Raw genomic sequence first — 25,549 nt, 5'->3', positions numbered from 1 at the left:
CCAAACCGTTATTCAGAACTTTCATTCGGGTCTAAGGAAAGCTGCTTGGCCGATGAGGCCGAAGAGCGGCGACGGCGGCGACGAGTGGACGTCCGAGCGGGTTCAGCTGGTTTTTCTTCGGTCGGTTCAGGTGTGGCAACCAAGACGGGTTCAGCTTGAGCCTCTTCCGGTTTGGTTGCGTCAATATCATCCGCATCGGCTTTGGTGTCTTTGGCGACAACGAGTTCTTTGGTGATAACTTTGGTTGCTGTTGTATTAGGCGTAGATGAGGTCTCCCCTGGTGCGAGGATTTCCACAATGGCTGATTTAGGCTTTTTAATCTCTCCTGGGAACAAGACCGTCGGCGAAATGCCCATAAAAGCGTAGATATCTTGTTCTTCAGGAGTCATGGTCACCGAGATGACTTCTGGAGGCGTATCTTGACGTTGACGAGTGCTGGAGCGACCCCGAGATCGTTCATTTCCTCCGCTCTTGCTAGAGGTTGAGCCATTGGTATCATTCGTGCTTTTGACGGGTTTAGAATCTGAGGCAGACCCATTACGAACTAAACGAGGACTAAGGGATTCACGGGACAAATTATCCCCTAATCGAGACCGGCGCCGGCGTCGACGATTGCCTCGTTCTTGGTAGCTGGGATGGTTCGTTAAATCAAGCTCTTGTAGGTCATCCGATGGATCGAGATGGATCTGATCATTTAAGTTGGCCGAGATGCCGGGTAGAGGAACACCGGATGTACTGGTGGGTGAAGGTTTGGAGGGCTCAGACCATTCCACTTCACCGACCGTCGGCGCAGCTTCACCAGGCAGATGGACCAGATGCCCAAGACCACTGCAGGCCGGGCAAGGCGTGCCAAATAGCTCGTAAATATTTTGTCCCTGTCGTTTGCGAGTCAGCTCGACTAAGCCTAATTCGGTTAGTTGGGCAATTTGAGGGCGAGCTTTGTCCGCTTTGAGGGCTTTATTAAAATGTTCTAAGACTTGTAGCTGATCGCGGCGAGAGTCCATATCGATGAAGTCGATAATAATCACACCAGCGATATTCCGTAATCGCAGTTGACGAGCGATTTCTGCAGCAGCCTCGCAGTTGGTCCACAAAACAGTCTCTCGGGCGGTAGCGGAGCGAGTGAAAGAGCCAGAGTTGACGTCAACAACGGTGAGGGCTTCCGTTTTCTCGATAATGATATATCCACCAGACGGTAGATCAACCCTGGGCTTTAAGGCTTCTCGGATGGCCGCATTAACGCGGAAATATTCCAGGATGGAAGTGGATTCACGATGCTGATCCACCAGCACCCCCTGGGGTAATTTGTTGGTATTGTTCCAGTTCACCAGGTGCTGTTTGACCCGTTTGAGCCCTGGAGTAGAGTCCACTACAATCCGATTGACGTTACTGCTATAGACGTCCCGGAGAACTCTTTGGATAAAGTCTGTATCCCGATCGAGTAGGGCAGGAGCTCGAGTCGAAGCGGCTTGCTGCTGGACACTTTCCCATTGCCGTTGCAGGAGTTCCAAATCTTCAATGATGGCTTCTTCGGCGACCCCTTCGGCTTCCGTGCGAACCAACAGGCCCATACCCGCAGGCTTAATTAAAATACCGAGGGCACGTAAACGACTTCGTTCGTCTTCTGCACGGATGCGACGAGAAAGGTTGACCCCTCGCCCTGAAGGCATAAGGACTAGGTAGCGACCGGGTAAAGAGATATTTCCTGTGAGCCGTGGACCTTTAGTCCCTGTAGGCTCCTTCATAATTTGGACTAATACTTTTTGTTGGGGGGCTAACAGCTCGGTAATGGCACCGGAATTGCGCTTTAATCGCACCGGACCTAAGTCGCTGACGTGAATAAATCCATTGCGTTCAGCATCGCCAATGTTAACAAAGGCAGCATCAATGCCAGGTAATACATTCTCAACGATACCTAGATAGATGTCTCCTACCTGATGACTGCCAGTGGCAACGATGAGTTCTTGGATTTGATCTTCTGAAAATACAGCAGCGATCCGATGCTGCTCGGCAATGATAATTTGCTTGGGCATTCAAATTCCTCAAAGAAACTGAGCCAGCAGACAACACGTTTCATGTCTGGGCTTAACTCGTAATAACAAAAGGGATTGTGGGGCTTGGACGTTCAAGAGTTGTGGAAGGGAAACTGAATTGATATTGGAAACTAATCGTAGATTTGTTACCTAAAAATGGAAAGATTTTTTGAGAAGATTTTAGATCTTCTCGCAAGGGTAGGGTGATTCTGGCTATTTCAGGAATAAAGTGGCGAGAATCTTTACAAAGAGCCTGGCGAGACCGACAGGATTGAACCTTAAATTGGTGTAAATACTGACCGGGGGTATCCTCGCATCAACGGTAGGTTTACAGCCTGGTAGATTAACCATGCATCACTTCTTAAAAAAGCTTGAACATGGTAAATCTAGCCGTACCGAAGTCGAGATAGCTCCTGTTGAGAAGCATTATAGCGTGGAGTCTCGGTTATGCTCACGCTGGCCTATGGGATTTTGACAAGGGGGACTGATTAAACCAGTGTCAAGCAGCATAGGATTAATGCTTCTGTCCATTCTACGATGGCACCGTAAACATCACCAGTCATTCCTTTAAATTGGTAATAAAACCAGTAGCTGATGCCAAGGGATAGGCTGCTTGCCATTAGGATACCCCCCAAAACGGATGGCCATGCTAAGGGAAACCCGTAATATTGGCAAACTGCGATCGCAAATACACCAATGACACTAGGCCATAGATCCCCTAGCCCCTGAAAAGCGTTGGCGTGAAAGGCATTATTTCCCTCAGGTTTGAGATAAGGAAAGATGGCAATGGCCATCACTTGAGCGATTCGTCCCCAGACTAGGGCAGTTACTAGGGCAGGCAGGTGAGCAATCGAGAGGTTACTTAATGCGCAGACCTTGAGAAGAAGCACCAGGGTGCCAGCCATGACCCCAAAGGCTCCGGTTCGACTATCAGACATGACCGTAAGACGCCGTTCGGGCTCCATCACGGCCAGGCCATCGGCGGTATCCATAACGCCATCCAGATGGAGCCCCCCGGTCAGACCGATCCATAGGGCGACGACTAAAGCACTACGAGTTAGATCAGGCATATGCCCTAGGGCAAGACCATAGTCGAGAGTGCCAATTCCCATTCCTAAGAGAAAACCAATCCAAGGAGCCCAGCGGGCAATGCGCTCAAATTCTAAGGGCCAGCTAGAGGGGAGGGGAATACAGCTGTAAAATGCGATCGCACCTCCGATTTGCTGCAAAATATGTTTCATTTGTGCCAAGGAAAAAGAAAGAAAGAGCGATGAATCATGATGCTATCCCCTTGCATTTAGTCAGCAGCTGATAGTGGTAAAGGATAGCTAGGTCAGTCATTTTTGCGGTTGAGAGAGGGGATGGGTGGAGTTTGAAAGTGGGGTTTACTCCTACTAATGTGGTTCCAAAACAAAGATTTTTGTTGAATTTTTATCCAGAACATAGATTATTTAGAGACATTGCGTTAAATTAAGTCCCAAGTTGCAAGGATCTGGTGAGCATAGAGCAGAGCCAATCGGTATTGATTACAGCAAGAGGGGCGTTGCGTGGCCAAACAAATTTCAGAAATTCGTCCTTCTGTTGATTCACGATCGTCTCAAGTCCTTCCTTCCAAGCTGGGCAAAGCTAAAGATCGATCCCTCAAGCTGGACCCGATACCGGAGTCGACGGATAGTCTCCGTAAAAAATTAAAGGATAAACGACGCCAGCAGAAGCAACAAGAAAAGCAACGAAAACAGGCACTCCGGCACAAATCAAAACGCCGTAAAACTAGTCCTCGACGGATTGCTGCCTCTAATCCAGATTCTAAGCCCTCAGAAAAAGAGCTAGTGAAGGCCTTAGCTGTTCCGGTCTCCGTCGAGACAGTACCGGTTCGTCAGCGTCCTAAAAGGGTGGTTCGTCGCTCAACCTCGTCCCGATGGCGGCCGTTAAAACGCCTAGGAATTTTGCTAGGGGTAACTGGTGTGGCTTGTGCAGGGGGATGGGTTGCCCTTGAACTGAATCTGCCAGATACGACCCATATGGAAACTGAAACCCAGGTCCGTGCCGGGACGCTCACCCTAAAGTCTGCAGATGGTTCTATCCTGTTTCAAGATGGACCGGCGAGTCATAAAAAGGTCAAGATCGATCAAATCCCTCGGCAATTGCAGCAGGCCTTTATTGCCACGGAAGATCGACGGTTTTTTGAGCATGATGGGATTGATGGCCAGGGTATTTTACGGGCCATGGTCACTAATGTGTTGTCCGGGGAGCTAGCGGAGGGGGGAAGTACGATTACCCAACAGCTGGCACGGATGACTTATCTCAATCAAGAACGGTCGATTCTGCGGAAGCTGAAGGAAGCCCGTTTATCCCAAAAAATTGAAGATAAACTCTCTAAGACCCAGATCCTGGAACGATACCTGAATCAGGTGTATCTCGGAAGTGGGGCTTATGGGGTGGCCGATGCCGCTTGGGTTTATTTTGGCAAGTCGTTAGATCAGCTTAATTTGCAGGAAAGTGCGACCCTGGCAGGATTGCCCGCCGCGCCAAGTTTGTACTCGCCATTAAGTAATCCCAAAGTGGCCAAGGAACGACGGAACTTAGTGCTTGAGCGGATGGTCCGAGCTGAGGCGATTACGCCTGACATGGCTGCGAAAGCAAAGAAAAGTCCCATTGCTTTAAATCCGAAAGTGCCCCCCAATGCCCAAGACCACAGCCCATACTTTACGGCGTATCTCCAGCAGCAGTTGCCAGAACTGTTATCGAAGGACGTGCTGGCACAGGGGGGATTAGAAATTGAAACGACCCTAAACTTAAAGTGGCAAAAAGCGGCTGCCTCAACCATCAAAGATGCGGTGTACCACGATGGCTATGCCCAACGGTTTGATCAGGCGGCTTTGGTCTCCCTTGATCCCCGCAATGGTGAAATCAAGACAATGGTGGGCGGCAATGCGTTTGAACAATCTCAATTTAACCGGGTGACGCAATCCCGGCGGCAGCCTGGATCGACCTTTAAAGCGCTTGTATACACGGCTGCGATCGCATCAGGATTTTCTCCTCATGATGGTTTTCCAGATGCTCCCTTTATTGTGGATGGCTACCAACCCAATAATTATGGCCATGTCTATAAGGGCTGGATGTCTATGAACCAGGCACTGACCAAGTCTGCGAATATCCCCGCAGTACGAGTCTTTATGGCCGTTGGCTTTGAACCCACCATTAAGCTGGCCCGAGAATTGGGCATTCAATCTCCCTTAAAGCCCTATTACTCCACAGCGTTAGGGGCGAATGAAGTCAGCTTATTGGAATTGACCCGAGCCTACGGTACCCTTGCTGCCCAAGGCTATCGAACCCAGCCCTATGGGATTCGCTCCATTCGCAATCGTCAAGGTAAAGTCCTGTTCCAACATAAAACGGCTAAGCAGCGCGTCCTTGATTCATCCTCATCGGCCATTATGACTTGGATGTTGCAACAGGTTGTCACGACCGGAACGGGCAAGCCGGCCCAAATTGGTCGTCCCGTTGCCGGCAAGACAGGCACCTCTGAACATAACCGGGATTTATGGTTTGTTGGGTATATTCCGCAGCTGGTAACTGGGGTCTGGTTGGGGAATGACGATAACTACCCCACCACTGGGAGTAGTGCAACTGCTGCGGCCACTTGGGGAAACTTTATGAAGCAGACAGTCAAAGATATTCCTGCTCAGTCTTTCCCCGCCTTGCCAAAATTGGCAGGACGCAAGGGCAGCATTAAACCTAAGTCTGTTAAGCCGAAACGGATCAGGAATTTACCCATGCCCCAGCAGGAAGAGCCTGCGACAGAGCCAGCCGAGCGCGAGACTTTAGACTAAACCTATCCCCATTGCCTGTTTCAATCGGGCGCGATGTATTTCGCACCCGATCTGGTATTAAGTAGAGGCAGAGATCTCAGAACGGTTAGAGCTACGCCGCTTGTTCAGTACTGGCTTGGCTTTCCGGCTACTGCGGCCACCATTCTTATTCTTAGAAGACCAGTCATCAAGGTTGGCCGTAATGGCAGGATAGCGATCGAAGGCCATTTGCAGCGCAGCTGCAGCGATGGTTTGAGTATCGTAGTCTTCACCCAGTTGAGAAACAGTGGGCAAGAAAGAAGCCAAACGCTCTCCCGTTAGGATACTGTGTAGCTCTTCGGTTAGTTTTTCTAACCGCCGTCCTTCAATGGCTGAGCGGGTTGGAGTGGGCAATGTCGGAATTTCTTGCCGAATATGCTTCTCAATTTCATGCAGTTTCCAGCGATCGAGGGCATGAACCAAGGAAATGGCGGTCCCTTCGTTGCCTGCACGTCCGGTCCGACCAATGCGGTGAACGTAACTTTCGACACTATCGGGTGGCTCATAGTTGATCACGTGGCTCAGATCGTCAACGTGTAATCCACGGGCGGCAATATCTGTTGCCACCACCCAGCGGATGCGTCGTTGGCGGAATCGATCTAACAATCGCTCTCGTTGGCTTTGGCTGAGGTCACCGTGATATTCATCGGCGCTGTAGCCTGCGGTTTGTAGCTGCTGAGTGAGGGTAGCGGCTTCCCGGCGAGTGCGGACGAAAATAATAGCTGATTCAGGATCTTCCAATTCTAGAACTGCCTGTAAGACCGTAGAACGCGCCCATGTTCGAGGAATCCGATAGGCCACTTGATTAATTCGAGTCGGGGCGGCTTTCGGTTGCTCAACAGTAACAGTAACGGGATCATTCAGAAACTGTTTTGATAGCTTGTAAATCTCTGGGGCCATGGTGGCAGAGAAAAAGGCTGTTTTGCGATCGCCAGGAACCCGCTCTAAAATCTTTCTGACATCGGGGATAAAGCCCATGTTCAGCATTTCGTCCGCTTCGTCGAGGACAAACCAGCTGAGCTGGTCCAGGATGATTTCGCCACGACTGAGTAAATCTAAAACTCGGCCAGGGGTACCGACAATTAGCTGTGCGCCACGACGGAGTTGAGAAATTTGTCGATCGATGGATTGACCGCCATAAATCGCGACGACCCGCAGGGCACCATCTGCTTTGAATTGGTAAACGGCTTCGCTGACTTGAACGGCTAACTCCCGAGTCGGTGTCAAAATCAGAGCTTGAGGGGTTTTAACCGTTGGATCCAGCTGCTCTAGGATGGGAAGTGAGAAAGCGGCTGTTTTACCGGTTCCCGTTTGGGCTTGGCCGATAATGTCGCGGCCAGCTAGCAAGTGGGGAATGGCTTCTGCTTGAATTTGAGTAGGGGTGGTAAAACCAAGCGCTTCTAAACAATCAACACGAGTTTGTGAAAGACCAAGTTGACTAAACGTAAGGGTCATGAACTCTCCTAGAGGTTAATACGGGCTACTGCCGCTCGTGCAGATAAACATCTACCGAGCAATCACCGCAGCATCTGAATCATGACTATCAGTGTCTGCTCGTCAAATATGAAGTTAGGCGGTCTAACACCACTCTGTAGGGAGTGGTTGATTAAAAGAGGGCAGTAGGGTGCCAACAGGTATGAGTTGGCGATAATAAACAGAACTATGTTCTCTCTATTGTTTCTATTCTGCAACAAAGTGTAACAAAATGCATTATAAGTCAAGTAATCATGACATTTGGTTAGACAGATGAGCGACTCCAACTGTCTAAAAAAACATTCCAATGCCAAGGGCAATGATTATTGGCTCACCAGTTGTCCCTGGAGGTCGTAGGCATCTGCATCTGTAATCTGGACAGGGGTTAAGCTGCCTAAACGAGGTGATGGAGCCTCACCAGGATCGATATAGACGAGACCGTCCACATCGGCAGAGAACCGAGGCGAGCGACCGATGAGCTGACCAGAGCCAGGATGTTCTTGCTCGATTAAGACTTGTACCGTTTTGCCAACTTCTTGCTGGTTTTGTTGCCAGGAGATGGGTTGTTGCAATGCCATCAAGCGATCGCGTCGTGCATCCATCACGTCTTGAGGCAATTGATTGGGCAAATCAAACGCGGGGGTGCCTTCTTCTGGCGAGAAGGTAAACACGCCTACGTGATCGAATTCATGCCGCTGGACAAACTCACAGAGATGCTCAAAATGCTCGTCTGTTTCTCCGGGGAATCCCACAATAAATGTGGTGCGGAGAACCGCATCCGGCAAGGCAGTTTTGATTTTCTCAATAATTTGATCGTTCACTTGACCTTGCCAAGGTCGATTCATAGCCCGCAAGACTTCTGGGTGGGAATGTTGCAAAGGCAAATCTAAGTAGGGCAGAACGTTATCCGTTTCTTGAATGGCCGCCATTACTTCTGGGGTTAAGCCCGTGGGATAGGCGTAATGCATGCGAATCCAAGGGACATCAACTTCGCCTAGAGCCCGAAGTAGTTCAGCGAGCTGGGGTTTGCCGTAGAGGTCAATGCCGTAGTTAGTGGTAATTTGGGAAATTAAAATTAGCTCCTGCACGCCTTCGGCGGCTAATTGTTGGGCTTCCGCCACGATGGACTCGATCGAGCGCGACCGCTGTTTGCCACGCAAATGGGGAATGATGCAAAAGGCACAGCCATAGTCACAGCCTTCAGCAATGCGGACATAGGCAGTGCCTTCGGTGGTGGTGCGATACCGAGGAACGGTTTCATCGGCGATATAGGTCGGTTCAGGTGAGACTTCTTTCACCCGCTCTCCCGCTTCGGCGCGCTGAATCACATCTACGATTTTGTGATAGTCTCCGGTACCGACGAGGGCAACGGCTTCGGGGAGTTCTTCTAGCAATTCCTCTTGGAAATGCTGAGCCATGCAGCCTGTAATCACAATTTTTTTGTTGGCTTCGGCTAGTTCGACTAGGGTGCGTACAGACTCTTCCCGGGCTGCTTGGATAAAGCTGCAGGTGTTAACGATCACGTAGTCGGCAAAGGCTTCATCGCTGTCGACGGGATAGCCTGCTTCCACCAGCAATCCCAGCATATGTTCAGTGTCAACACGATTTTTTTCACAGCCGAGATGAGCAACGGCGACGGAGGGCTGATTGGCCATGCAGAGTAGATCAATTTTGAGAAAGAATACTTCGTGATCCTATCTCATGATCTGAAATTCAGTCAGCTTGGGCGAAGATGGCCTCCGAGTCTTGCAGGATAGTTTCCACGTCTGGTAAATAGACATGTTGGTAAATGGCTCGAATTTTGGCTTGCTGATCGGAAATAATCAAAACCCCATAATTTTGCGATTGTTGTTGAAAGCTTTTATAGTCCGTGGGGAAAATACCAAAGACTTGATCGGCTAGTTTCAGATCAGAACCGCCATAGAGATCCGCGCCTTTGATATTGGCGATGGAACCAAATGCACCGCATTCTTCATTGACACAAAGGGGAGGTAGGTCTGTATGTAACAGATGAATCAGATACTTCCGATCTTTGGGCGTATTTCCCGCCTGTTGACCGGATTCTGAACTGCCTGCATAACTCGGTAACGTTTTCCCGACTGATAATTTCCCTAAGATGGGGACGGATTGAAAGGTGGGTGGAGATTTACCTGAGTTTGCGTCACAACTGAACATCAAGAGGGTAGTGCTCAATATGAGGCCAGTACGGATGGAGTTAAAGAGATTTTTCACAAGCATGATTAATATCGTTTAATGATGCAATAGGGGTGGGATTTCCCTGTAACCGAAAGCTTGGAAATTTGAAGACTCGCAATAATTTAAACCAATACCGTCTAACCTTTGCTGGAGTGCATATTTAGGCTTGTGTTTGTAACCATTGAGTAAACCAGTCTTGAGCGTCGTTCAGTAATACCTCTTGTGAGCCGTCATCCCATAGGGTGATGTTGAAGATATCCCCTAGCAGTGCTGCACTGTGATAACGCACATATTTCCTGGCGTGGTGGAGATCCCGGTAGGTCTGAATGACTGGAATAAAAGGCTTATTCTGTGATTCCCACCATTTCTGAGCGAATTCTAACCCTTGCCCCTGGGCACAGGCTTCCGTGAATTCAGCCGCAACGACATCTGTCATATGGCTAGCAAGCTGTCGTTGTGCAGAATATTGTGCGGGTTTATTGGGGGTGGATAAGTAATTTAAAACAGCTCCTAAATTGATTGGCGCTAAAGAGGGGCGTCGATGTTCGGGGGTATAGTCAGGTTCTAAATCGTATAGATCTGCTTCTAACTCAAACAGATGAGTCAGGGCTTTTCCGACACCACGATTAAATTGGGCCATATCCAGCGCCTCGGTCAGAGGATTAGCCTGTTCGGTTAGGCCGTGAACCATTGCGGAGACTTGCTCCAAGGTTTTGAGACAATCAGCAATGGCGTTAGTTTGAGCGGTAACATCCTTCATCTATGCTTCCAGCGATAGTCGGGAGCTTACTCTCCAGCGTGGTATGAACTTCTGACTAAAGGGCCAGACCGGACGTGGCTAAATCCGAGAGAGCGAGCAATCTCACCTAGGCGATCAAACTCCTCGGGATGCCAGTATTTCTGGACCGGGAGATGGTTGAGGGACGGGCGCATATATTGACCTAAGGTGATGCGGTCGCATCCCACTGACCTTAGGTCCTCCATCGTTTCGATGATTTCAGTTTCCGTTTCTCCCAATCCCAGCATTAGACCAGATTTGGTAGCAATACTAGGTATGACATCATTTTTAGGTGCAAGTTCCTTAACGGTGGCTAGTACCTGGAGCGAACGCTCATATTTTGCTCCTCGTCGTACTGGTCCTTGAAGGCGTCGAACCGTTTCCAGGTTGTGGTTGTAGCAAACGGGTCGGGCAGCAACAACGGTGGCAATCAAGTTGAGATCGCCTCGAAAATCAGGGGTTAGCACTTCAATATCGGTATGGGGGCTGACGGTTCGAATGGCGGCCATGGTTGCGGCAAACCATCCCGCCCCTTGATCGGGTAAATCATCTCGAGCCACTGAAGTGAGTACTACATATTTCAAACCCAGTAACCGTACAGAATCAGCGACCTTCTGAGGTTCTTGTTCATTCAAGGGTTGGGGGGTATGGCCCTTATCAACCTGGCAAAACGAACAGGCCCGGGTGCAGACAGGTCCCATGAGTAAAAACGTGGCCGTTTTTTGGGCATAGCATTCGCCCCGATTAGGACATCGGCCTTCTTCACAAATAGTGTGGATATTATGGCGTTTGACGATTTGCTGGACGGTGGATAGCTCACTGGCCTTGCCAATCGGGCGGCGTAGCCACTCTGGCAAGCGTTCTCTTATTTCTGTATTCGCCATGGGGTCTGCCTTCTGACTACCTGAGAGCATGGAAGAAACGCATGCATTAGGTAATCACTATAACGAGTTTGTCTCTCTGAAGAACAGGCATGGAGAAGGAGTGGGCTAATCTTCGGCAGGAATCAGCGCAAACCAAAATCGGTGAACTGCAGCAATATTGGAAATAACGGCTAATGCAATCAGCAAAATAAACAGCTGTTGGGTGAGCAATCCCAAAATAATCAAGACGATGCGGGTCGCTCGGCTGCCAATACTGGCAATCGAACTTTTACCGGCGACCTCACTTCTAGCCCGAATGTAAGGCACCATTGTGGTTCCCATTAGGGCAAATAGGCCCACGAGTAAATGTTCAGTGGGGTTGACCAAAATAAGTGCTGCAATCAAGAAGAAATCGACATAACGATCTAAAACGCTGTCTAAAATACCCCCTTCAATCGAAGTCAGATTGCGTTCTCGGGCGATGTCCCCATCCAATCCGTCCATCAAGCCACTGACCACCACTAATGCCGTTGCCAGCCAGAACTGCTCCTGAATAATCAGCCATCCCGTCAGAGGACCGCCAATCCCTGCAGACACCCAGGTGACTCGATTGGGGGTAATCCAGGTGAAGTGAGCAAGAGACTTGGCCAGTTTAATGGTGAAAAACTGCACAATCCGGTCCAGCAAAGACAGAGGCACCGTAATCGTTGTCTCTTCTGGGCTTTCAATAGAATCCTGAACAGGTGTGGACTCGTTGGGCATGGCTGTTCCCCGTAAACTCAGGCAACAGCGACCCTAACATGTCCTCTGGCGAAAAATCAAAAGCATCGATGTAGCCCTTTCCCACCCCTTAAAACGGAATCGAAATGCCAGCGCCAACGGTAATTTCGTTTTGATCTCTGACTCTTAGTTGGTGCCAGGTGGATGAGCCCACACGATTCGTGACAAAGAATTCAACATTGGGTTGATTCGGGTTGGATTCATCCCCGCCAATAATACTGCGGGGATTCCAACGGACGGCCACAGACCAGGGAATCCGATCCGCTAAGGTGTCGCCGATAAAAGCATTCCCTTCACCCAAGAAATTGGCTCCCAATTCGCCGACTAGACTCAGGTCTTGAATAACCTCAACGGAGCCGCCGACGTTAAAGCCGCCTAGCTCTAAACCATCTCGCTGCACAAATCCTGCAATGGGGGTAAACCAAAAGGCCAGTTGATCATTGACTTTGTAATGCAAGGGTAGGGATAGGGTGACCACAAACCGCCTGCCTTCGGGACTGTCCGTTCTAAAAATTAGCGGAAAGTCTTTAGGCGCTCCTTGTCGGAACAAGCCATTGCGATTGTTGTTATCAAAGTTGTCGAAGATATTGTTGGTGAGTCCCACGGTCACAGCGGCACTGGCAGTCAATGGTGCTGCTTCATCTTGGTTTAGCAATCGCAGTTTTACACCAAAGCCTTGCTCTGATTCGTCCACCTCACCCGAGATATAGTCCAAATAGGCAAATAGCTCAAAATCTTTGACAATTCCGTAGCGCAGGGCAGTTTGAATGCCCTGTCCACCCCCCTGTAAATGGAACAAAAACCGTTGACTAGGAACGGTCCCGCCATCAAAAAAGGCCAAGCCATCAGTTGTATTGGGTGAATCTTGACCGTCCTGATCACGGTTAAAACTGTCCGCAATCCGGCGGTTGGAGGCAAAGAGACTCGGTAAAGATATAACTCTCAATCCCAACGCAGTTAAGTCTCGATCCGCCGTTAAGGCCAACGGTCCCTTGCTGCCAAAGGTATTAGAGGCAAAGATATCGAGTCCCAGACTGGGATTAAGAAAATATCGCAGACCCGCATTATAGGCAATGGATTTAGCGGGTAGCCCTGTATCCCGGTTGAAACTGTTGTTGCCCGTAAAGGGTACAAAGGCATCGCCCCAGAGGGTGATCCGAGGATGGACTTGGTAGGAAATCGCCCCACTGAGTCCCAAGGTGGTGCCAAACGAGCCTGGATTGGCGAGGGGGGGACGGGGGATAAAGACAGCATTGCTATCGGGGAAGAAGGCAATGGTGGGGGAAAGGGTAAACTGCCAGCGATCGCTAACGGTAGCCGTGAACGGAAATTGTAGAGCTGGGATTAAACTGTTGTCTTCTTGCTCAATCCCGCCGGGGGTAAATTCAAACGTACGATTTGTTAGGGGAACCGCTAGGGAAAAAGAACCACTAAAGGCCAACGTATCGTCGGTGTTATCCCATAGCCTTTGCTTAACGGATAGGGTTAAATCTCGGTTATTAACCCGTCTAACAACGCCGAAAGGCCCCAATCGGTCGGGGGTACCCGTATCTACCACCTGTAGGGTGAGGTCCAGTTCGGTACTGTCTGTTAATCCCCAGGTAACGCCAAAATTTGGATAGGCTGCCGTACCACTAGCTGCTTCAGTACCGGGCAAAAAGAACAGTCGATTGTAGAGGCTCAGGGCCACTGTTCCTTTGGGCAGGTGAATTGCGGTAGGTTGCTGAAATTGTTGGTTGGCTAAGGGGCTAAAACGAGTCGCTGGAGCTTCTTCGCTTTCTTCGGTGCTGTCTTCAGCATCACTATCCGCTTCGGCTGGAGGGACAGAGTCGACTTGGGCTAGATCTGCGGCACTCGTCGAGATGGGGAGGGGAGACGTAACATCCTGCGGAGCTGTGGCTTGAGAAATGAGAGTTTGCTGCGGGATTAAGGCGGTTGAGCGGGATGGTAATGGTGTCTGGGATGAGAGCAGTGTGCCGTCTGTTGTCTTTTCTGAGCCTGCCTTTGCGGCACTAGAGGGGGCCAGATCTTTGGGTTGAGCCGCAGTGGTTTGCCCATTTACGGCGGGAGCAGCTTCCTTGGGACTCGAAAGATGCAAACTGCTGGAGTTTTGCTTAATCTGAACGATTGGCTTGGGGCTAAAACTAAAGTCGGCAGTTCTTAGCTCAGATGGGCTGAGATGGCATGTGTCACATGAAGTAGGGGTGAGGAGTGAATCTGAGAATGGGGCGGTTTCGGCATGGGTTGGCAGGCTCAAACCCATGATGGCCACGAAAACTCCAGTCGATAGGGAAATTGACTTCATATTGAGGATAATGACTCCACTGAATCCCTAATACGTCGTACAGGGATGTTCTCAGCCCTAGCTCAGCTCGGGCAGTTGGGGAAGAGTATACATCGGCTGGTTAGCCTGCAGATTAACGGCAAAAAACTTGGGCATGGTTTGCCAAAACATTCATTTCAACGGAGCGGTATTTGATTTGTTCTCCGTCAACAGCCAGTAAGCCTTCAGAACTTAGAGGTTCTAAGTGGAGACAGCGCACCTTGTAGTATTCCATCTCTGGAATCAGGAGATGTTCGCCTGTGGCAATTTTCAGAAATGCGGTTAATAAACGCCAGCGGGTAATTCCTTTACGAATGATTAAGACATCCATGTAGCCATCGGCTAATCGAGCGTGTGGGGCTGCCAAAACGCTATGGGTGGCCCAAGCGACGTTCATCACCCAAAGGGCAATAAACTCACCCTCAAGCACTTGCCAAGCTGAAGCTGTAGAGGTCTCGATGTCTGCTGGCTGCGGTTCGGCTAGGAGGTCTGGCTGAGGGGTATCGGGGCTAGGTGGCCAGTCTGGGGCAGGTAGAAAGGAAATCCGACCTCGATAACTGCGGAGGGCCAAGATGCTGAGAAAAGCATAGAGATCACTACGTAAGGAGCCTAGGAACTTGAGAAAACGAAGCTTGTTGGACTTAATATCGATATCGCTAATCAAAGCCCAAGCTAAGGAGAGAATGCTGTAATATTCTTTGCCATCCTGTTTGACGACGCCTAAATTAATAGGCTGGTACTGGCCTTTGGCGATGATAAACGCGGCATTACTCGGATCGTAGGTTTCTTGGGATAGGTCGAGAATGGTTTTTCCCAGACCGTTGCCGGTACCGGCTGGGATGATGCCGATGGGTTTTGCGATCGCAACCTCCGCATCCCCATGGGTCATCAGCCCGTTAATCAGCTCATAAACCGTTCCATCGCCACCGACAACGACAAATCCATCTATCGCTGATAAGTCGAAATCTCGCACGGCCTGGATCGTTCCTTCGCCCCCCTGGGTTTCCAAAATGCTCACCTGGCAATGGGCATCTTCTAAAATGGGCTGAATGGATTGAAAGACTTGTTTGGCTTGTCGCCGTCCTCCCTTGGGATTGACTAAGACTTGGAGATGGCGGGGCCTGACGGCCTGCTGGGGTTGGATGGGGTGGCCCTGTAACGCTTGGCGAATGGCGTTCATCCACTGGGAGCGCATCTGCTCCGTGGCACAGACAAACTCATATTCCCGTAACTGTCGGCGGTGGGGTAAAGTCCTAGGAGCAGGATAGGCACACAGAATAAACCCAACGAGTCCTTGGGGATATTGCTGATCAGTCGGCTTGACGCCGACCACGTCATCAAAGGCTAATGTGTGCCTTAGACCTGCGTGGAACCAGGACAAACTGGAGGTCGTCAACCAACCTCTAGCCCGCATATCGACAGCGATGGGCTCGGCGTCGCTGACGAAAAAAAGTTGTTCCTCGAAGACAATATCCAAGTTCAATCTATTGCGAAAACAATGCTTTTCTGGACTCATTTTGCCCAAGACACTTTAAATATTCTATGGCTTGGGGTGGGGCTATTCATTGCCGGAGTTTTAGAGGCGTTTCTTTGGAAGACGAAACCTTTTGAGCTGGTAAATATACCGATCCAGACACAATGGTTCGGCGCTAATAAACGCTGGAGAGGATTGATTAGCTTACCATTAACCTGTGTGGTTAGTACCTTTTTTCTGCAAGTCTTAGAGGCGCAATTTTTGACAAACTCAGGTCTGCAGATTCAACTCTCTCAATTCAATTTTATCGAATATGGCTTGTTAGTTGGGTTTATTTTTAATCTATCCGAGTTGCCTAATTCCTTTATAAAACGACGGTTGGAGATTCCCCCTGGAGATGAAAACAACAAAGTTTTCTATGTAATTGATCATATGGATTCCACCTATGGGGTGCTGATCCTATGGTTTTTCTATTTTCACTTTCCCCTGCATTTGGTCCTAACAGGAGCAATTGTGACACCGCTACTATTTATGGGGGCGACATGGGTGCGTAGACAGTTGGGTTTAAAGGCATAACCCTAGTTGACAAAATTGACAATGCACCTAACAAATCTGAGAAATTAAGATTAAATTGAGTCAATGTCTAAGGTTAAATCTACTCTCAGCAAGAAAAGTGAATTAGCGGTAAGATTTGAGGTATTTGGATTAGGAGATGTGGCTTCTCTATGCGAGTTTTACTAATTTACCCCCTCTTTCCAAAAAGTTTTTGGTCATTTGAGAAAACCTTGTCCTTAGTTGACAAAAAAGCATTATTGCCGCCTTTGGGGTTAGTGACGGTAGCCGCAATTTTGCCCCAGGAGTGGGAGTTTCGGCTAATTGACCGCAATGTTGAAGCCGTGCCTGAGTCAGATTGGGACTGGGCTGAGATGGTGATTCTATCCGGCATGATTGTTCAGAAAGAAGACATGCTGAACCTTGTGGGAGAATCCCATCGCCGCGGGAAGAAAGTTGCGGTGGGTGGACCCTTTGCTACATCTGTTCCTGAAGATTTGCAGGCGGTTGGTGCAGACTACTTGATCTTGGACGAAGGGGAAATCACCCTGCCCATGTTTATCGAAGCGATAGAGCGGGGCGATGAAAGCGGTGTCTATCGTGCGACCGAGAAACCTGCGGTGACTGAGACCCCCATTCCTCGCTTTGACCTGCTGAAATTTCCGGCTTACGACAATATGTCGGTGCAGTTTTCCCGGGGATGTCCCTTTCAATGTGAATTTTGCGACATTATCGTCCTCTATGGGCGTAAGCCTAGGACTAAAACCCCCCAGCAGCTCATTGCTGAGCTCGATCGGTTGTGTGAGCTAGGGTGGCGTGGCTCTGTGTTTATGGTCGATGACAACTTTATTGGCAATAAGCGGAATGTGAAGCTATTGCTAGCTGAGTTGCGGGAATGGATTGCGGAGAAAAATTACCCCTTTACCTTTGCTACAGAGGCTTCCGTCGATTTGGCTCAGGATGAGGAATTGATGGATCTGATGATCGAGTGCAACTTTAACAGCGTGTTTTTGGGGATTGAAACCCCGGATGAAGACAGCTTAAAGGTAACCAAAAAGTTCCAGAATACCCGTGACTCCCTTAGCGAATCCATCGATACCATGTCTGAGAAAGGGCTGCGGATCATGGCTGGGTTCATTATTGGGTTTGATGGAGAAAAGAAGGGAGCAGGCGATCGCATTACCCGTTTCGTCGAAAAGACGAACATTCCCATTGCCCTGTTTAGCATGTTGCAAGCCTTGCCCAATACAGCGCTTTGGCATCGCCTAGAAAAAGAAGGTCGTCTTATCCAAGGTCAAGAAGGCACGGGTAATCAAACCTCATTGATGAACTATGTGCCGACTCGTCCCATCGATGAAATTGCCAATGAATATGTCGAGGCCTTCTGTAATATTTACGATCCGGTGAAATATCTGGATCGCACCTTCCGTCACTTTATGAGTATGAATATTCGTCCCAAGTATGGGGGGTCGGGTAAGAGCTCCGTTAAGGTGAGCTGGGTTGATATTCGAGCCTTATCTACCTTGGCTTGGCGCCAAGGCGTAGTGCGAAAGACGCGCTGGAAATTTTGGATTAACTTGTTCCGGATCATCCAAAAGAATCCGCAGGTTCTGACTCGGTATCTGTCTGCTTCTGCGTTTATTGAACACTTTATGGAATACCGGCAAATTGTCCGGGAGGAAATTGAGTCGCAGTTAGCCGTACATTTGGCTAATCATCCTCGGGTGGTGGTCAAACCGGTAGAAGAGTCGTCTCAGCCAGAACAAATTCCAGCTAAAACGGCTTAATGACAGCAGCTAAAGCATTTCTAGCGGTTGTGATTTCATCTACCCACCATGTCTAACGTATCTTTGTCTGAGCAAGCCTGGTCCTTAGACCATGGTGCTTTGATTGACCTTGGCCAGCGGCAAAACAATCTATTAATCATTCAAGATTTAGATGGGGTGTGTATGGGGTTAGTGAAAGATCCCCTGACCCGTACCCTTGATCCAGCCTATGTCCGAGCGGCACGCCAGCTAGATGGACATTTTTATGTCCTCACCAATGGTGAGCATATCGGTAATCGCGGGGTCAATCGCATTGTTGAGAAAACATTTGATGCCGAAACCGTTGTTCAAGAAGGTCTATATTTACCCGGCCTCGCAGCGGGAGGGGTGCAATGGCAAGATCGATTTGGCTCAGTCTCCCATCCGGGGGTGAGCGACCAGGAGTTAGCGTTTTTGGCAGCAGTGCCTGAGCAAATTAGTCAGCGGTTGCAACAGTTTTTTCAAACCCTGGCTGAAGATAGTTCCCAAATTCAGCCCTGTATCCAGGCTGCTGTATTAGACAATCCCGTCTCTCCCACGGCCAATTTAAATGTCTTCTACGATCTGCTGGCAGACAGAACTGAGGTATATGCTCGGCTGCAGCAAGAGATGCAAACGCTGACGGCGGAGCTATTGACCCAAGCCCAAGATCAAGGATTAGGACAATCCTTTTTTGTGCATTACGCGCCCAACCTCGGGAAAGATTCCCAGGGAAATGAAATTTTGCAGCCAGCGACTCCTGAAGAAGCAGGGACCACGGATTTCCAATTTATGTTGCAGGGCGGCATCAAAGAAGCGGGAGTGCTGGCGATTTTAAATCGCTATTATCATCAACGAACGGGACAATACCCTTTGGGGGCAGACTTCAATGCCCGTCAGGCCCCACCGTCCCATGCCGAGCTGGTGGATTTAGTCAAAGAAAAATTTGATTCAGGGCAAATGCCAACTCTCATTGGGGTGGGTGATACGGTCACCAGTAAGGCAATCGAGGAGCAGGGAGAATTGCGGTTTCAGCGGGGAGGAAGCGATCGCAACTTTTTACACCTAATTCAATCCTTGGGGCAAGAATTTAAGACGAATAACGTTGTCGTTTATGTTGATAGCAGTGGTGGTGAGGTCAAAAACCGTAAACCCTTGCAGCTAGAGCACATACTTGATTCTCCCGCAGGGTCCCAGGTATCCCATCGAGTGGTGACGGGACCTGGGGATGATCGGGATACAGACGATCCTCTAACGCTGAATGTGGTGTTCCCAGAAGGGCATACCCAATATATTCAGTGTTTTCAGGCAATTGCCCAAGGCCGTCATCAGTAGGAATCTAGAGGGTAGTGCTAGACCGTACTGCTAAAGGACCAGGTCAGAATCTCATGGTTGTTCACGAGGCCCCCTGTCCCAGCCGTAAATCCGATAAACGCCTGGTTGCCTAAAAGTCCGGCCAAATCCACATTGGCAGATAATACTGCAGTACTGGGTTGAATGGTACTGTTTGCCAGGTATACCTGCAGAAGATTGGTTGTACCGTTATAGTCCACCCAAGCAGTCAGGGTATCGCCATTATTCAGATCAAAGGGAGCATTAACCGAGGCCAACGGAGCATCGGTAATACCATTGCTCAAGATTGATAAATGGTTGCTATTGAGGTCCATCGGGCCATTATTGAAGGTATCAAACTCAATGGCGATACTCCTGGTGATACCTCCATAGCCGATGTCTCCACCAAAGCGGCCCACAGCATTGCTTCCTGCAGGGCTATTTTGCAGAACCAAGCTAAAACCATCGGCACCATTGGTTCCCTGGCTACCCGTAATTTGAAACTGAAATTGGGTGGAGAAGCTGGTATTCCCACCCACTTGAAAAGCCTGATTGAAAAAGGCACTCCCCGCTCGGTTGCCACTGGCAGGTGTTAATCGGAGTCGACTATTGGCTCCTGATGCACTGCCATTGAGATTTAAAGAAGATAGGTCAGCAAAATTATTGAAGGATGCCGATAAATTGGGTTGTGGGGATGGAAGAAGCGTCACCGGCTCCCATTTCAGGATTTCCCCAGAGACCAGATCGACCCCATAGAGTCGGCCGTCCGGTCCCGTCTTCATATCCACCACAAACGGAATATTGGAGTCAAAGACTTGGACGTTCGAAATTTGGCGATTACTATCGAATGTCGCGGCATAAAGGGTGCCATTGTTCACATCTCCAAACACCAATGTGTTGCTATTGTAAAAATCGCCTACGGTAATGGCTCTGGCATTATCCGGTGCTCCATGGGTACGGGATAGGAGCGGAAAAATGGCGGCTGTGTCTCCGGGATTATTTCGGTTGCCATTGTTGTAGAAGGAAATGGCTGAGGACAAATCCTGATACCCCCCGTTGGGTTGGGGCCTTCGAGGTAAGGCCAACCAAAATTAGAGCCAGGGAGTCCGGTATTAATTTCTTCCCATTCTGTCCAACCCACATCACCAATCACAGGTAAATTGGTCACTGGATCAAAGGTAAAGCGGTAGGGGTTGCGAAGTCCTGAGTAAAATACCTTGGATTGATTGCTATTGGGATCACCATTAAAGAAGGGATTGGTAGAAATTCCTTGCCCCGTAAGAGGATCAATGCGAAGAACTTTTCCAGACAGATTGTTGATATCCTGCACCCGAACGCCGCGAGGATCAACAAAGTTGTAGGAGGTGCCATCACCATTACTGAGATACAGATATCCATCGGGTCCAAATTCTAAGTCACCAATGGAATGGGATTCACTATCAGTGGCTAGATAGTCTCGAATATTTTGGTTCTGAATTCCGGGGCGATTGGGGTCATTATCTTGGGTGCCAGTATCAATTTGGCCAGAGGGAGCTGTAATGGTGGTGCCATTGACAATGCCAGAGGGGAGGATAGAGAGATCGCCCGTACTATTGCTACCAGGTTGACTGGTATTGGCCCAGGTGCTGTTGGTCCCTGCTAAGACGACTAAACTACTGGGATCCGCAACCATGGTGGTGGGATCGACCGTGAGCCGCACCATCCGCGACGGGCGATTGCCATTAGCATCTGGAGCCGCTAAGCCTGTATTGCCAATCGTATCGGGTGGATCATAGGTATAGAGCAAATAGACATAGGGTAAATTGGGAAAATCTGGATGAATGGCTAGCCCCAGTAAGCCGCGGTCTCGGGTGTCATTCACCTGGCTCGATAGATCGACTAAGGGGGTGGTTTGGAGTACGCCATTATCAATAACCCGAACAACCCCGTTCTTCTGGGCAACCAACAGATAACGACCATCCGGTGTCCAGTCGAGGGTAGTGGGTTGTGTTAGCCCTGACACTGCTGTTGTGCGATTGAGGTTACCCAAAGCCAAATCATTATCAATAATGGTGATATTGGTGATGCTATTGCCGAGGGTTCCACCCATGGGATTGCTTAAGGTCACAGAAAATATTTCGTCCCCTTCAACAACGATATCGTTGAGGATAGGAACCGTAAGGGTTTGGGACGTTTGACCCGCGGCAAAGGTCAGGGTACCAGAGGTTGCCCGATAGTCTTGTCCAGCAATGGCTGTGCCGTCACGGGTGCTGAAATCAACGGATGCAGCGCTCGCACTATTGCCGCTCCGCTGAACCGTGATCGAGGCAGTTGCCGTGCCTTCTTCCACATTAATGGCAGTATCTGTGACGGATAAGGTAGACGCTGCGTCATCATCAATAATCGTCACCAGGGTGGTGCGGGGGGCACCCAAGCTACCTGTACTGGGATTTTGAATACCAACAGAGAAGGTTTCGTTACCTTCCAATAAGGTGTCATCAATGATGGGAATCGTAAAGGTTTTCACCATTTCACCAATGCTGAAGGTAATTTCACCGGTATTGCTGCGCCCGTTTAAGGTGGGCGTGATGAAATCGATATCGGCTAAGGCGGTGTCAGAACTGCCTACCTCATTGGTGGTGTACTCAAGGGTCGCTGGAGCCAGGGCTGGCCCTGAACGTACGGCTGTGATGGTGACAACACCAGCGGATTCATTCACCAAAATGGGATTCATATCCCCTAAGGCAAAGGTCTCCACAACGGGATCTGGGACCTCTAACAATCCGGTGCCCAGGGCTAAATAAGCAACATCTTCAAAGATATGCCAGGTCTCGCTGTCCCTAGATTGCTCCTCTTCCAAAAAGAGGGTAGTGCCGGTCGGGGCCAGGGTTCGATAACGAATGGCAAACGGATCACCGCCATTACTGGTGTTGGCTTGAGCTAGAAATACAGGTATGTCACCGCTAAAGGCACTGCCAAAGCTGGCAGTGGAGTCCTGATGATTACTGGAGATTTGATTGGCAATAAAGGAGACTGGGCCAAAGGTACCGCTACCGGGTGCGATCGCAATCCAATCCACGTCTTCCACTGCATGGGTTTGATCTGCGGCTTCTTCCTCTTGCAACCTCAAGTCAAACCCAGTGTTAGAGATATTTCTGAGGTGCTCTGCCACAGCCGCTGCTTCATTTTCGCTCGTAGTTTGAGCAAATAGCAACGGCGTGTCGTTGAATGCAGATGTGAAATCAATCGAAGCCCAGTCATTATCACTCTGACTGCTCCCAGCCTGAAGGACCGTCCCATCTGCAAGGGTATGTATGCCTTCCTCAACGACCAGATAGCCTAGGGACTCGAGGGTGTGTTGTTCATCGAGATATTCCCACTCATCAATGCGGACTTCAAAACTGTTGCTAGTGACATTTCGAACCCGAACCGTTGATGGATTAGGCCCATTGAAGGAGGGCGGTCCAGCGATGACCACAGGATTGGCATAGGTTTCTTGGAGGGTAATGCGAGTCCATTGGTCATTGAGCGTGTCTATTCTGCCACGTTCACCAATCGTTGCTAATGTGCCTTGATAAGTGGTTTGGCCAGCACTGCTTAAAGCGATCGCGGTTTCCACCTGTCCTACCCTGGTTTCTAAGAACCAATCGCCCCCATACCCCGTTAAGTCATTAGAAGCCGCAACATCTGCGTTGGTAACATCACTGATTGTCTGCAGGAAGGTGAGGTCATCGCCAGCGCTAATATTGCAGCCATAGAACAACAAATCGCCATGGTCTGCTAATGCTTCTCCCCAGCTTTCCAGGTCATGAGTGTAAGTATTGAGGTTGTGTTGAGTTAAGTCTGTGTTGCCCAGTTGGACGCTTCCCTGGCTGCCATGGGAAATGATATGAATATTGTCTAAGTCTTGAAATTGAGATAGGGTCTGGGTAATATCTTCGATGGTATCTGTAGGATCATTGAGTAAAAAGACGCGATCAACGTCTAACTCTTGAATTAAAATATCTGTTTGTGATAGCTCAGCATCAATAAAAGCAACGGATAAGATCGGTTGCCCCAGGCCAGATGAAGTGTGGTTCATTGTGATGGATTTAAGATAAGAAAAACAAGATATAAACCTCAGCGCTGTTCTCTCGCTCCAGATATATGAAGGTATCTTTTTGGGGACGCTGTGTGAAAATTTGCATAGGACTTTTTGGGGCTTCTATCCTTCAAGAAGCTCCAAATAAAAACGATTGCAAGGAGAACTCCCTACAACACCTGAAATCGTCCTAAATTAGGGGAAAGAACTGTTCTACATCAGATCAACCAACGCCATCTCGATGAATGGATATTGATTCCTCAACGGATGTGATGATTCACTAATGTAGATAATAGGGTTTCTCTCCTGAGAAACCCTATTATTAACTGAGTTTATATTAGCTATTAATAGATTTTTTTAAAGATAAATGGTTGTATATTGATTAATTTTTGCCGTAGATAAATTGATGAGATACAAATCTCATTTAAGAGGCTATTTTTAATAGTTCTACCATGGCGATTTTGATTCTCGTTGGGGAAATTTGGACGACCCTTATGTTAACGAGTTACAGACGAGAAAAAATGTCGCGATTGATACTAGTCGGCCCAATTTTTAGCGCGTTCCACTGCTTTTTGCCAGGTTTTAAAATTGGCTTGAGCGGTTTGGGCATTCGCACCTGGTTTAAAGACTTGATCGATTTTGCGAGCAGCGACTAACCCTGCATAGTCTTTCCACACCCCTATGGCTAACCCTGCCCCGAACGCTGCTCCTTGGGCAGTGGCATCCAAAACCGCAGGACGTTCAACCGGAATGCCCAAAACATCAGCTTGGTACTGCATCAAGAAATTGTTCTGGCAAGCGCCACCATCGACTTTGAGTTGCTGAATAGGAGAGCCACAATCTTGATTGACCGCATCAACCACTTCCTTGGTTTGGAAAGCGATCGCTTCTAAGACAGCCCGTACCATGTGCTCTCGTTGAGCCCCGCGCGTAATTCCCAAAAAGGCCCCCCGAGCGCTCATATCCCAGTGGGGAGCACCGAGACCGCTTAGGGCAGGGACAAAATAAACGCCACCGTTATCTTCGACTGCTTGGGCTAATCCTTCTGTTTCAGCAGCATTGGCAATCAGCTTAAGGCCATCTCGCAGCCACTGGATACAAGCCCCGGAGGTAAACATACTGCCTTCGATGGCATAGCCAGTTTGGGTCTGTCCCTTATCGGTTTGGGTCCAAGCCACGGTGGACAGCAGACGGTTCTTGGAGCGAGCAATGTTACTCCCCGTATGGGCGACTAGAAAAGACCCGGTGCCATAGGTGCATTTGAGGGCACCAGGGCGATCGCAGCCATGGGCAAATAAGGCGGCCTGCTGGTCCCCAAAGATGGCGGCAATGGGAATTTCTTGACCCAGGAACTTGGTATCGGTTTTGCCAAAGATACCTAAGCTGGGCTGAATGGCGGGCATAAATGACTTGGGAATGCCAAATAGATCGAGAAGATGGTCATCCCAGGTGCCTTGGCTTAAATTCAGCAGTAGGGTCCGACTGGCATTACTGTGATCCGTGGCGTGAACCTTGCCGCCTGTAAGATTCCACAAGGCCCAGGTATCGATGGTGCCAGCAATAACATTGTCTAGATTGAGATTGGGGTTTTGCCTCTTCACTTCTGTAAGCAGCCAGGCTAACTTGCTCCCGGAAAAATAGGCATCCAGGACTAAACCAGTGCGATCATAAATATCCTGGGTATGGCCTTGCTCAGCCAGTTGGTTACAGTAGGCTGCCGTGCGTCGGTCTTGCCAAACAATGGCTTTGTGCAAGGGCTGGCCCGTGGTTTTATCCCAGAGCAGGCAGGTTTCTCGCTGCACAGTGAGGCCGATGGCTGCGATCTGAGCGGGATCAATGTGGGCTTGGGTGACCACCGTTTCCATGGCCCAACGGGTATCGCGCCAGATTTCTAAGGCATCATGTTCCACCCATCCCGGCTGAGGATAATACTGAGGAAGTTCTTTATAGGCTTGATCGACAATCTGGCCGTCTTGGTCGAAGAGAATGGCACGATTGCCAGTGGTCCCCAAATCCAAGGCCATGATGTAGGTAGCTGAAGTCATGATCT

The 25,549-nt window shown here is 49.3% G+C and carries 17 protein-coding genes; 4 read left to right on the top strand and 13 right to left on the bottom strand.

Translation table 11 applies throughout. The features are described from left to right. Window positions 1-8 precede the first annotated feature (8 nt). Window positions 9-2,033: an Rne/Rng family ribonuclease gene (locus AM1_RS07600; protein ID WP_012162243.1), complete on the bottom strand. Its 2,025-nt coding sequence runs from the start codon at window positions 2,031-2,033 to the stop codon at window positions 9-11. Between the two features lie 488 nt (window positions 2,034-2,521). Then, window positions 2,522-3,274 (bottom strand): adenosylcobinamide-GDP ribazoletransferase, encoded by a 753-nt coding sequence (gene cobS, locus AM1_RS07595; RefSeq protein WP_012162242.1) that lies wholly within the window; start codon window positions 3,272-3,274, stop codon window positions 2,522-2,524. 306 nt (window positions 3,275-3,580) lie between these two features. On the opposite strand from cobS, the gene AM1_RS07590 reads away from it, so the two are divergent. Next, on the top strand, window positions 3,581-5,866 hold the full coding sequence (locus tag AM1_RS07590) for a transglycosylase domain-containing protein (RefSeq protein ID WP_012162241.1): 2,286 nt from the start codon (window positions 3,581-3,583) through the stop codon (window positions 5,864-5,866). Window positions 5,867-5,923: 57 nt separating this feature from the next. Here the strand turns inward: AM1_RS07590 and AM1_RS07585 are convergent, their stop codons facing one another. The 8 genes from AM1_RS07585 to AM1_RS07550 all read right to left on the bottom strand — a co-directional run bounded on the left by AM1_RS07585 (window position 5,924) and on the right by AM1_RS07550 (window position 15,678). Next, a complete protein-coding gene (locus AM1_RS07585) occupies window positions 5,924-7,339 on the bottom strand; it encodes a DEAD/DEAH box helicase (protein WP_012162240.1) in 1,416 nt (471 codons plus the stop codon). 341 nt (window positions 7,340-7,680) lie between these two features. After that, window positions 7,681-9,012 carry a 30S ribosomal protein S12 methylthiotransferase RimO gene (gene rimO / locus AM1_RS07580; RefSeq protein WP_012162239.1) on the bottom strand — a complete coding sequence of 444 codons (1,332 nt, stop codon included), beginning with the start codon at window positions 9,010-9,012 and terminating at the stop codon, window positions 7,681-7,683. 58 nt (window positions 9,013-9,070) lie between these two features. Then, window positions 9,071-9,532, bottom strand: a complete 462-nt coding sequence (locus AM1_RS07575; protein WP_012162238.1) for a hypothetical protein — start codon at window positions 9,530-9,532, stop codon at window positions 9,071-9,073. Between the two features lie 181 nt (window positions 9,533-9,713). Continuing rightward, entirely contained in the window at window positions 9,714-10,313 is a 600-nt protein-coding gene (locus AM1_RS07570; RefSeq protein ID WP_012162237.1) for a hypothetical protein, read from the bottom strand. Window positions 10,314-10,339: 26 nt separating this feature from the next. Beyond that, complete coding sequence (gene lipA, locus AM1_RS07565) at window positions 10,340-11,215, bottom strand: lipoyl synthase (protein ID WP_041659344.1); 876 nt, start codon at window positions 11,213-11,215, stop codon at window positions 10,340-10,342. Between the two features lie 105 nt (window positions 11,216-11,320). After that, window positions 11,321-11,956, bottom strand: coding sequence for a CDP-alcohol phosphatidyltransferase family protein (locus AM1_RS07560; protein WP_012162235.1), 636 nt, complete (start codon window positions 11,954-11,956; stop codon window positions 11,321-11,323). 88 nt (window positions 11,957-12,044) lie between these two features. Then, window positions 12,045-14,279, bottom strand: coding sequence for a transporter family protein (locus tag AM1_RS07555; RefSeq protein WP_041659343.1), 2,235 nt, complete (start codon window positions 14,277-14,279; stop codon window positions 12,045-12,047). 112 nt (window positions 14,280-14,391) lie between these two features. Continuing rightward, window positions 14,392-15,678, bottom strand: a complete 1,287-nt coding sequence (locus AM1_RS07550; RefSeq protein WP_238549189.1) for a diacylglycerol kinase family protein — start codon at window positions 15,676-15,678, stop codon at window positions 14,392-14,394. On the opposite strand from AM1_RS07550, the gene AM1_RS07545 reads away from it, so the two are divergent. The 3 genes from AM1_RS07545 to stpA all read left to right on the top strand — a co-directional run bounded on the left by AM1_RS07545 (window position 15,664) and on the right by stpA (window position 19,442). Next, window positions 15,664-16,347 carry a CDP-archaeol synthase gene (locus AM1_RS07545; RefSeq protein ID WP_012162231.1) on the top strand — a complete coding sequence of 228 codons (684 nt, stop codon included), beginning with the start codon at window positions 15,664-15,666 and terminating at the stop codon, window positions 16,345-16,347. The two genes, AM1_RS07550 and AM1_RS07545, sit on opposite strands and share 15 nt — an antisense overlap. Window positions 16,348-16,496: 149 nt before the next feature. Next, a complete protein-coding gene (locus AM1_RS07540; RefSeq protein WP_012162230.1) occupies window positions 16,497-18,110 on the top strand; it encodes a B12-binding domain-containing radical SAM protein in 1,614 nt (537 codons plus the stop codon). 48 nt (window positions 18,111-18,158) lie between these two features. Further along, window positions 18,159-19,442 carry a glucosylglycerol 3-phosphatase gene (gene stpA, locus AM1_RS07535; protein ID WP_012162229.1) on the top strand — a complete coding sequence of 428 codons (1,284 nt, stop codon included), beginning with the start codon at window positions 18,159-18,161 and terminating at the stop codon, window positions 19,440-19,442. Between the two features lie 17 nt (window positions 19,443-19,459). Here stpA and AM1_RS43100 read toward each other — a convergent pair whose 3' ends face one another. From AM1_RS43100 to glpK, 3 genes are all read right to left on the bottom strand, one after another. Beyond that, window positions 19,460-20,221: an L-type lectin-domain containing protein gene (locus tag AM1_RS43100; RefSeq protein ID WP_238549270.1), complete on the bottom strand. Its 762-nt coding sequence runs from the start codon at window positions 20,219-20,221 to the stop codon at window positions 19,460-19,462. A 134-nt stretch (window positions 20,222-20,355) separates the two neighbouring features. Further along, window positions 20,356-23,499, bottom strand: coding sequence for a DUF4347 domain-containing protein (locus tag AM1_RS07530; RefSeq protein WP_012162227.1), 3,144 nt, complete (start codon window positions 23,497-23,499; stop codon window positions 20,356-20,358). Window positions 23,500-24,035: 536 nt separating this feature from the next. Continuing rightward, on the bottom strand, window positions 24,036-25,544 hold the full coding sequence (gene glpK / locus AM1_RS07525; RefSeq protein ID WP_012162226.1) for a glycerol kinase GlpK: 1,509 nt from the start codon (window positions 25,542-25,544) through the stop codon (window positions 24,036-24,038). Window positions 25,545-25,549 lie beyond the last annotated feature (5 nt).

Origin of the sequence: Acaryochloris marina MBIC11017 (assembly GCF_000018105.1) — a bacterium.
Lineage (GTDB): Bacteria > Cyanobacteriota > Cyanobacteriia > Thermosynechococcales > Thermosynechococcaceae > Acaryochloris > Acaryochloris marina.
Note: the sequence above shows the minus strand (reverse complement) of the source record. Positions and strands in the feature narration are given on the sequence as shown.

Excerpts from the sequence above, each read along its gene's own strand:
- AM1_RS07600 (WP_012162243.1), bottom strand. The coding sequence starts at position 2,033 with ATGCCCAAGCAAATTATCATTGCCGAGCAGCATCGGATCGCTGCTGTA.
- cobS (WP_012162242.1), bottom strand. The coding sequence starts at position 3,274 with ATGAAACATATTTTGCAGCAAATCGGAGGTGCGATCGCATTTTACAGC.
- AM1_RS07585 (WP_012162240.1), bottom strand. The coding sequence starts at position 7,339 with ATGACCCTTACGTTTAGTCAACTTGGTCTTTCACAAACTCGTGTTGAT.
- rimO (WP_012162239.1), bottom strand. The coding sequence starts at position 9,012 with ATGGCCAATCAGCCCTCCGTCGCCGTTGCTCATCTCGGCTGTGAAAAA.
- AM1_RS07575 (WP_012162238.1), bottom strand. The coding sequence starts at position 9,532 with ATGTTCAGTTGTGACGCAAACTCAGGTAAATCTCCACCCACCTTTCAA.
- AM1_RS07570 (WP_012162237.1), bottom strand. The coding sequence starts at position 10,313 with ATGAAGGATGTTACCGCTCAAACTAACGCCATTGCTGATTGTCTCAAA.
- lipA (WP_041659344.1), bottom strand. The coding sequence starts at position 11,215 with ATGGCGAATACAGAAATAAGAGAACGCTTGCCAGAGTGGCTACGCCGC.
- AM1_RS07560 (WP_012162235.1), bottom strand. The coding sequence starts at position 11,956 with ATGCCCAACGAGTCCACACCTGTTCAGGATTCTATTGAAAGCCCAGAA.
- AM1_RS07555 (WP_041659343.1), bottom strand. The coding sequence starts at position 14,279 with ATGAAGTCAATTTCCCTATCGACTGGAGTTTTCGTGGCCATCATGGGT.
- AM1_RS07540 (WP_012162230.1), top strand. The coding sequence starts at position 16,497 with ATGCGAGTTTTACTAATTTACCCCCTCTTTCCAAAAAGTTTTTGGTCA.
- stpA (WP_012162229.1), top strand. The coding sequence starts at position 18,159 with ATGTCTAACGTATCTTTGTCTGAGCAAGCCTGGTCCTTAGACCATGGT.
- AM1_RS43100 (WP_238549270.1), bottom strand. The coding sequence starts at position 20,221 with ATGAAGACGGGACCGGACGGCCGACTCTATGGGGTCGATCTGGTCTCT.
- AM1_RS07530 (WP_012162227.1), bottom strand. The coding sequence starts at position 23,499 with ATGAACCACACTTCATCTGGCCTGGGGCAACCGATCTTATCCGTTGCT.
- glpK (WP_012162226.1), bottom strand. The coding sequence starts at position 25,544 with ATGACTTCAGCTACCTACATCATGGCCTTGGATTTGGGGACCACTGGC.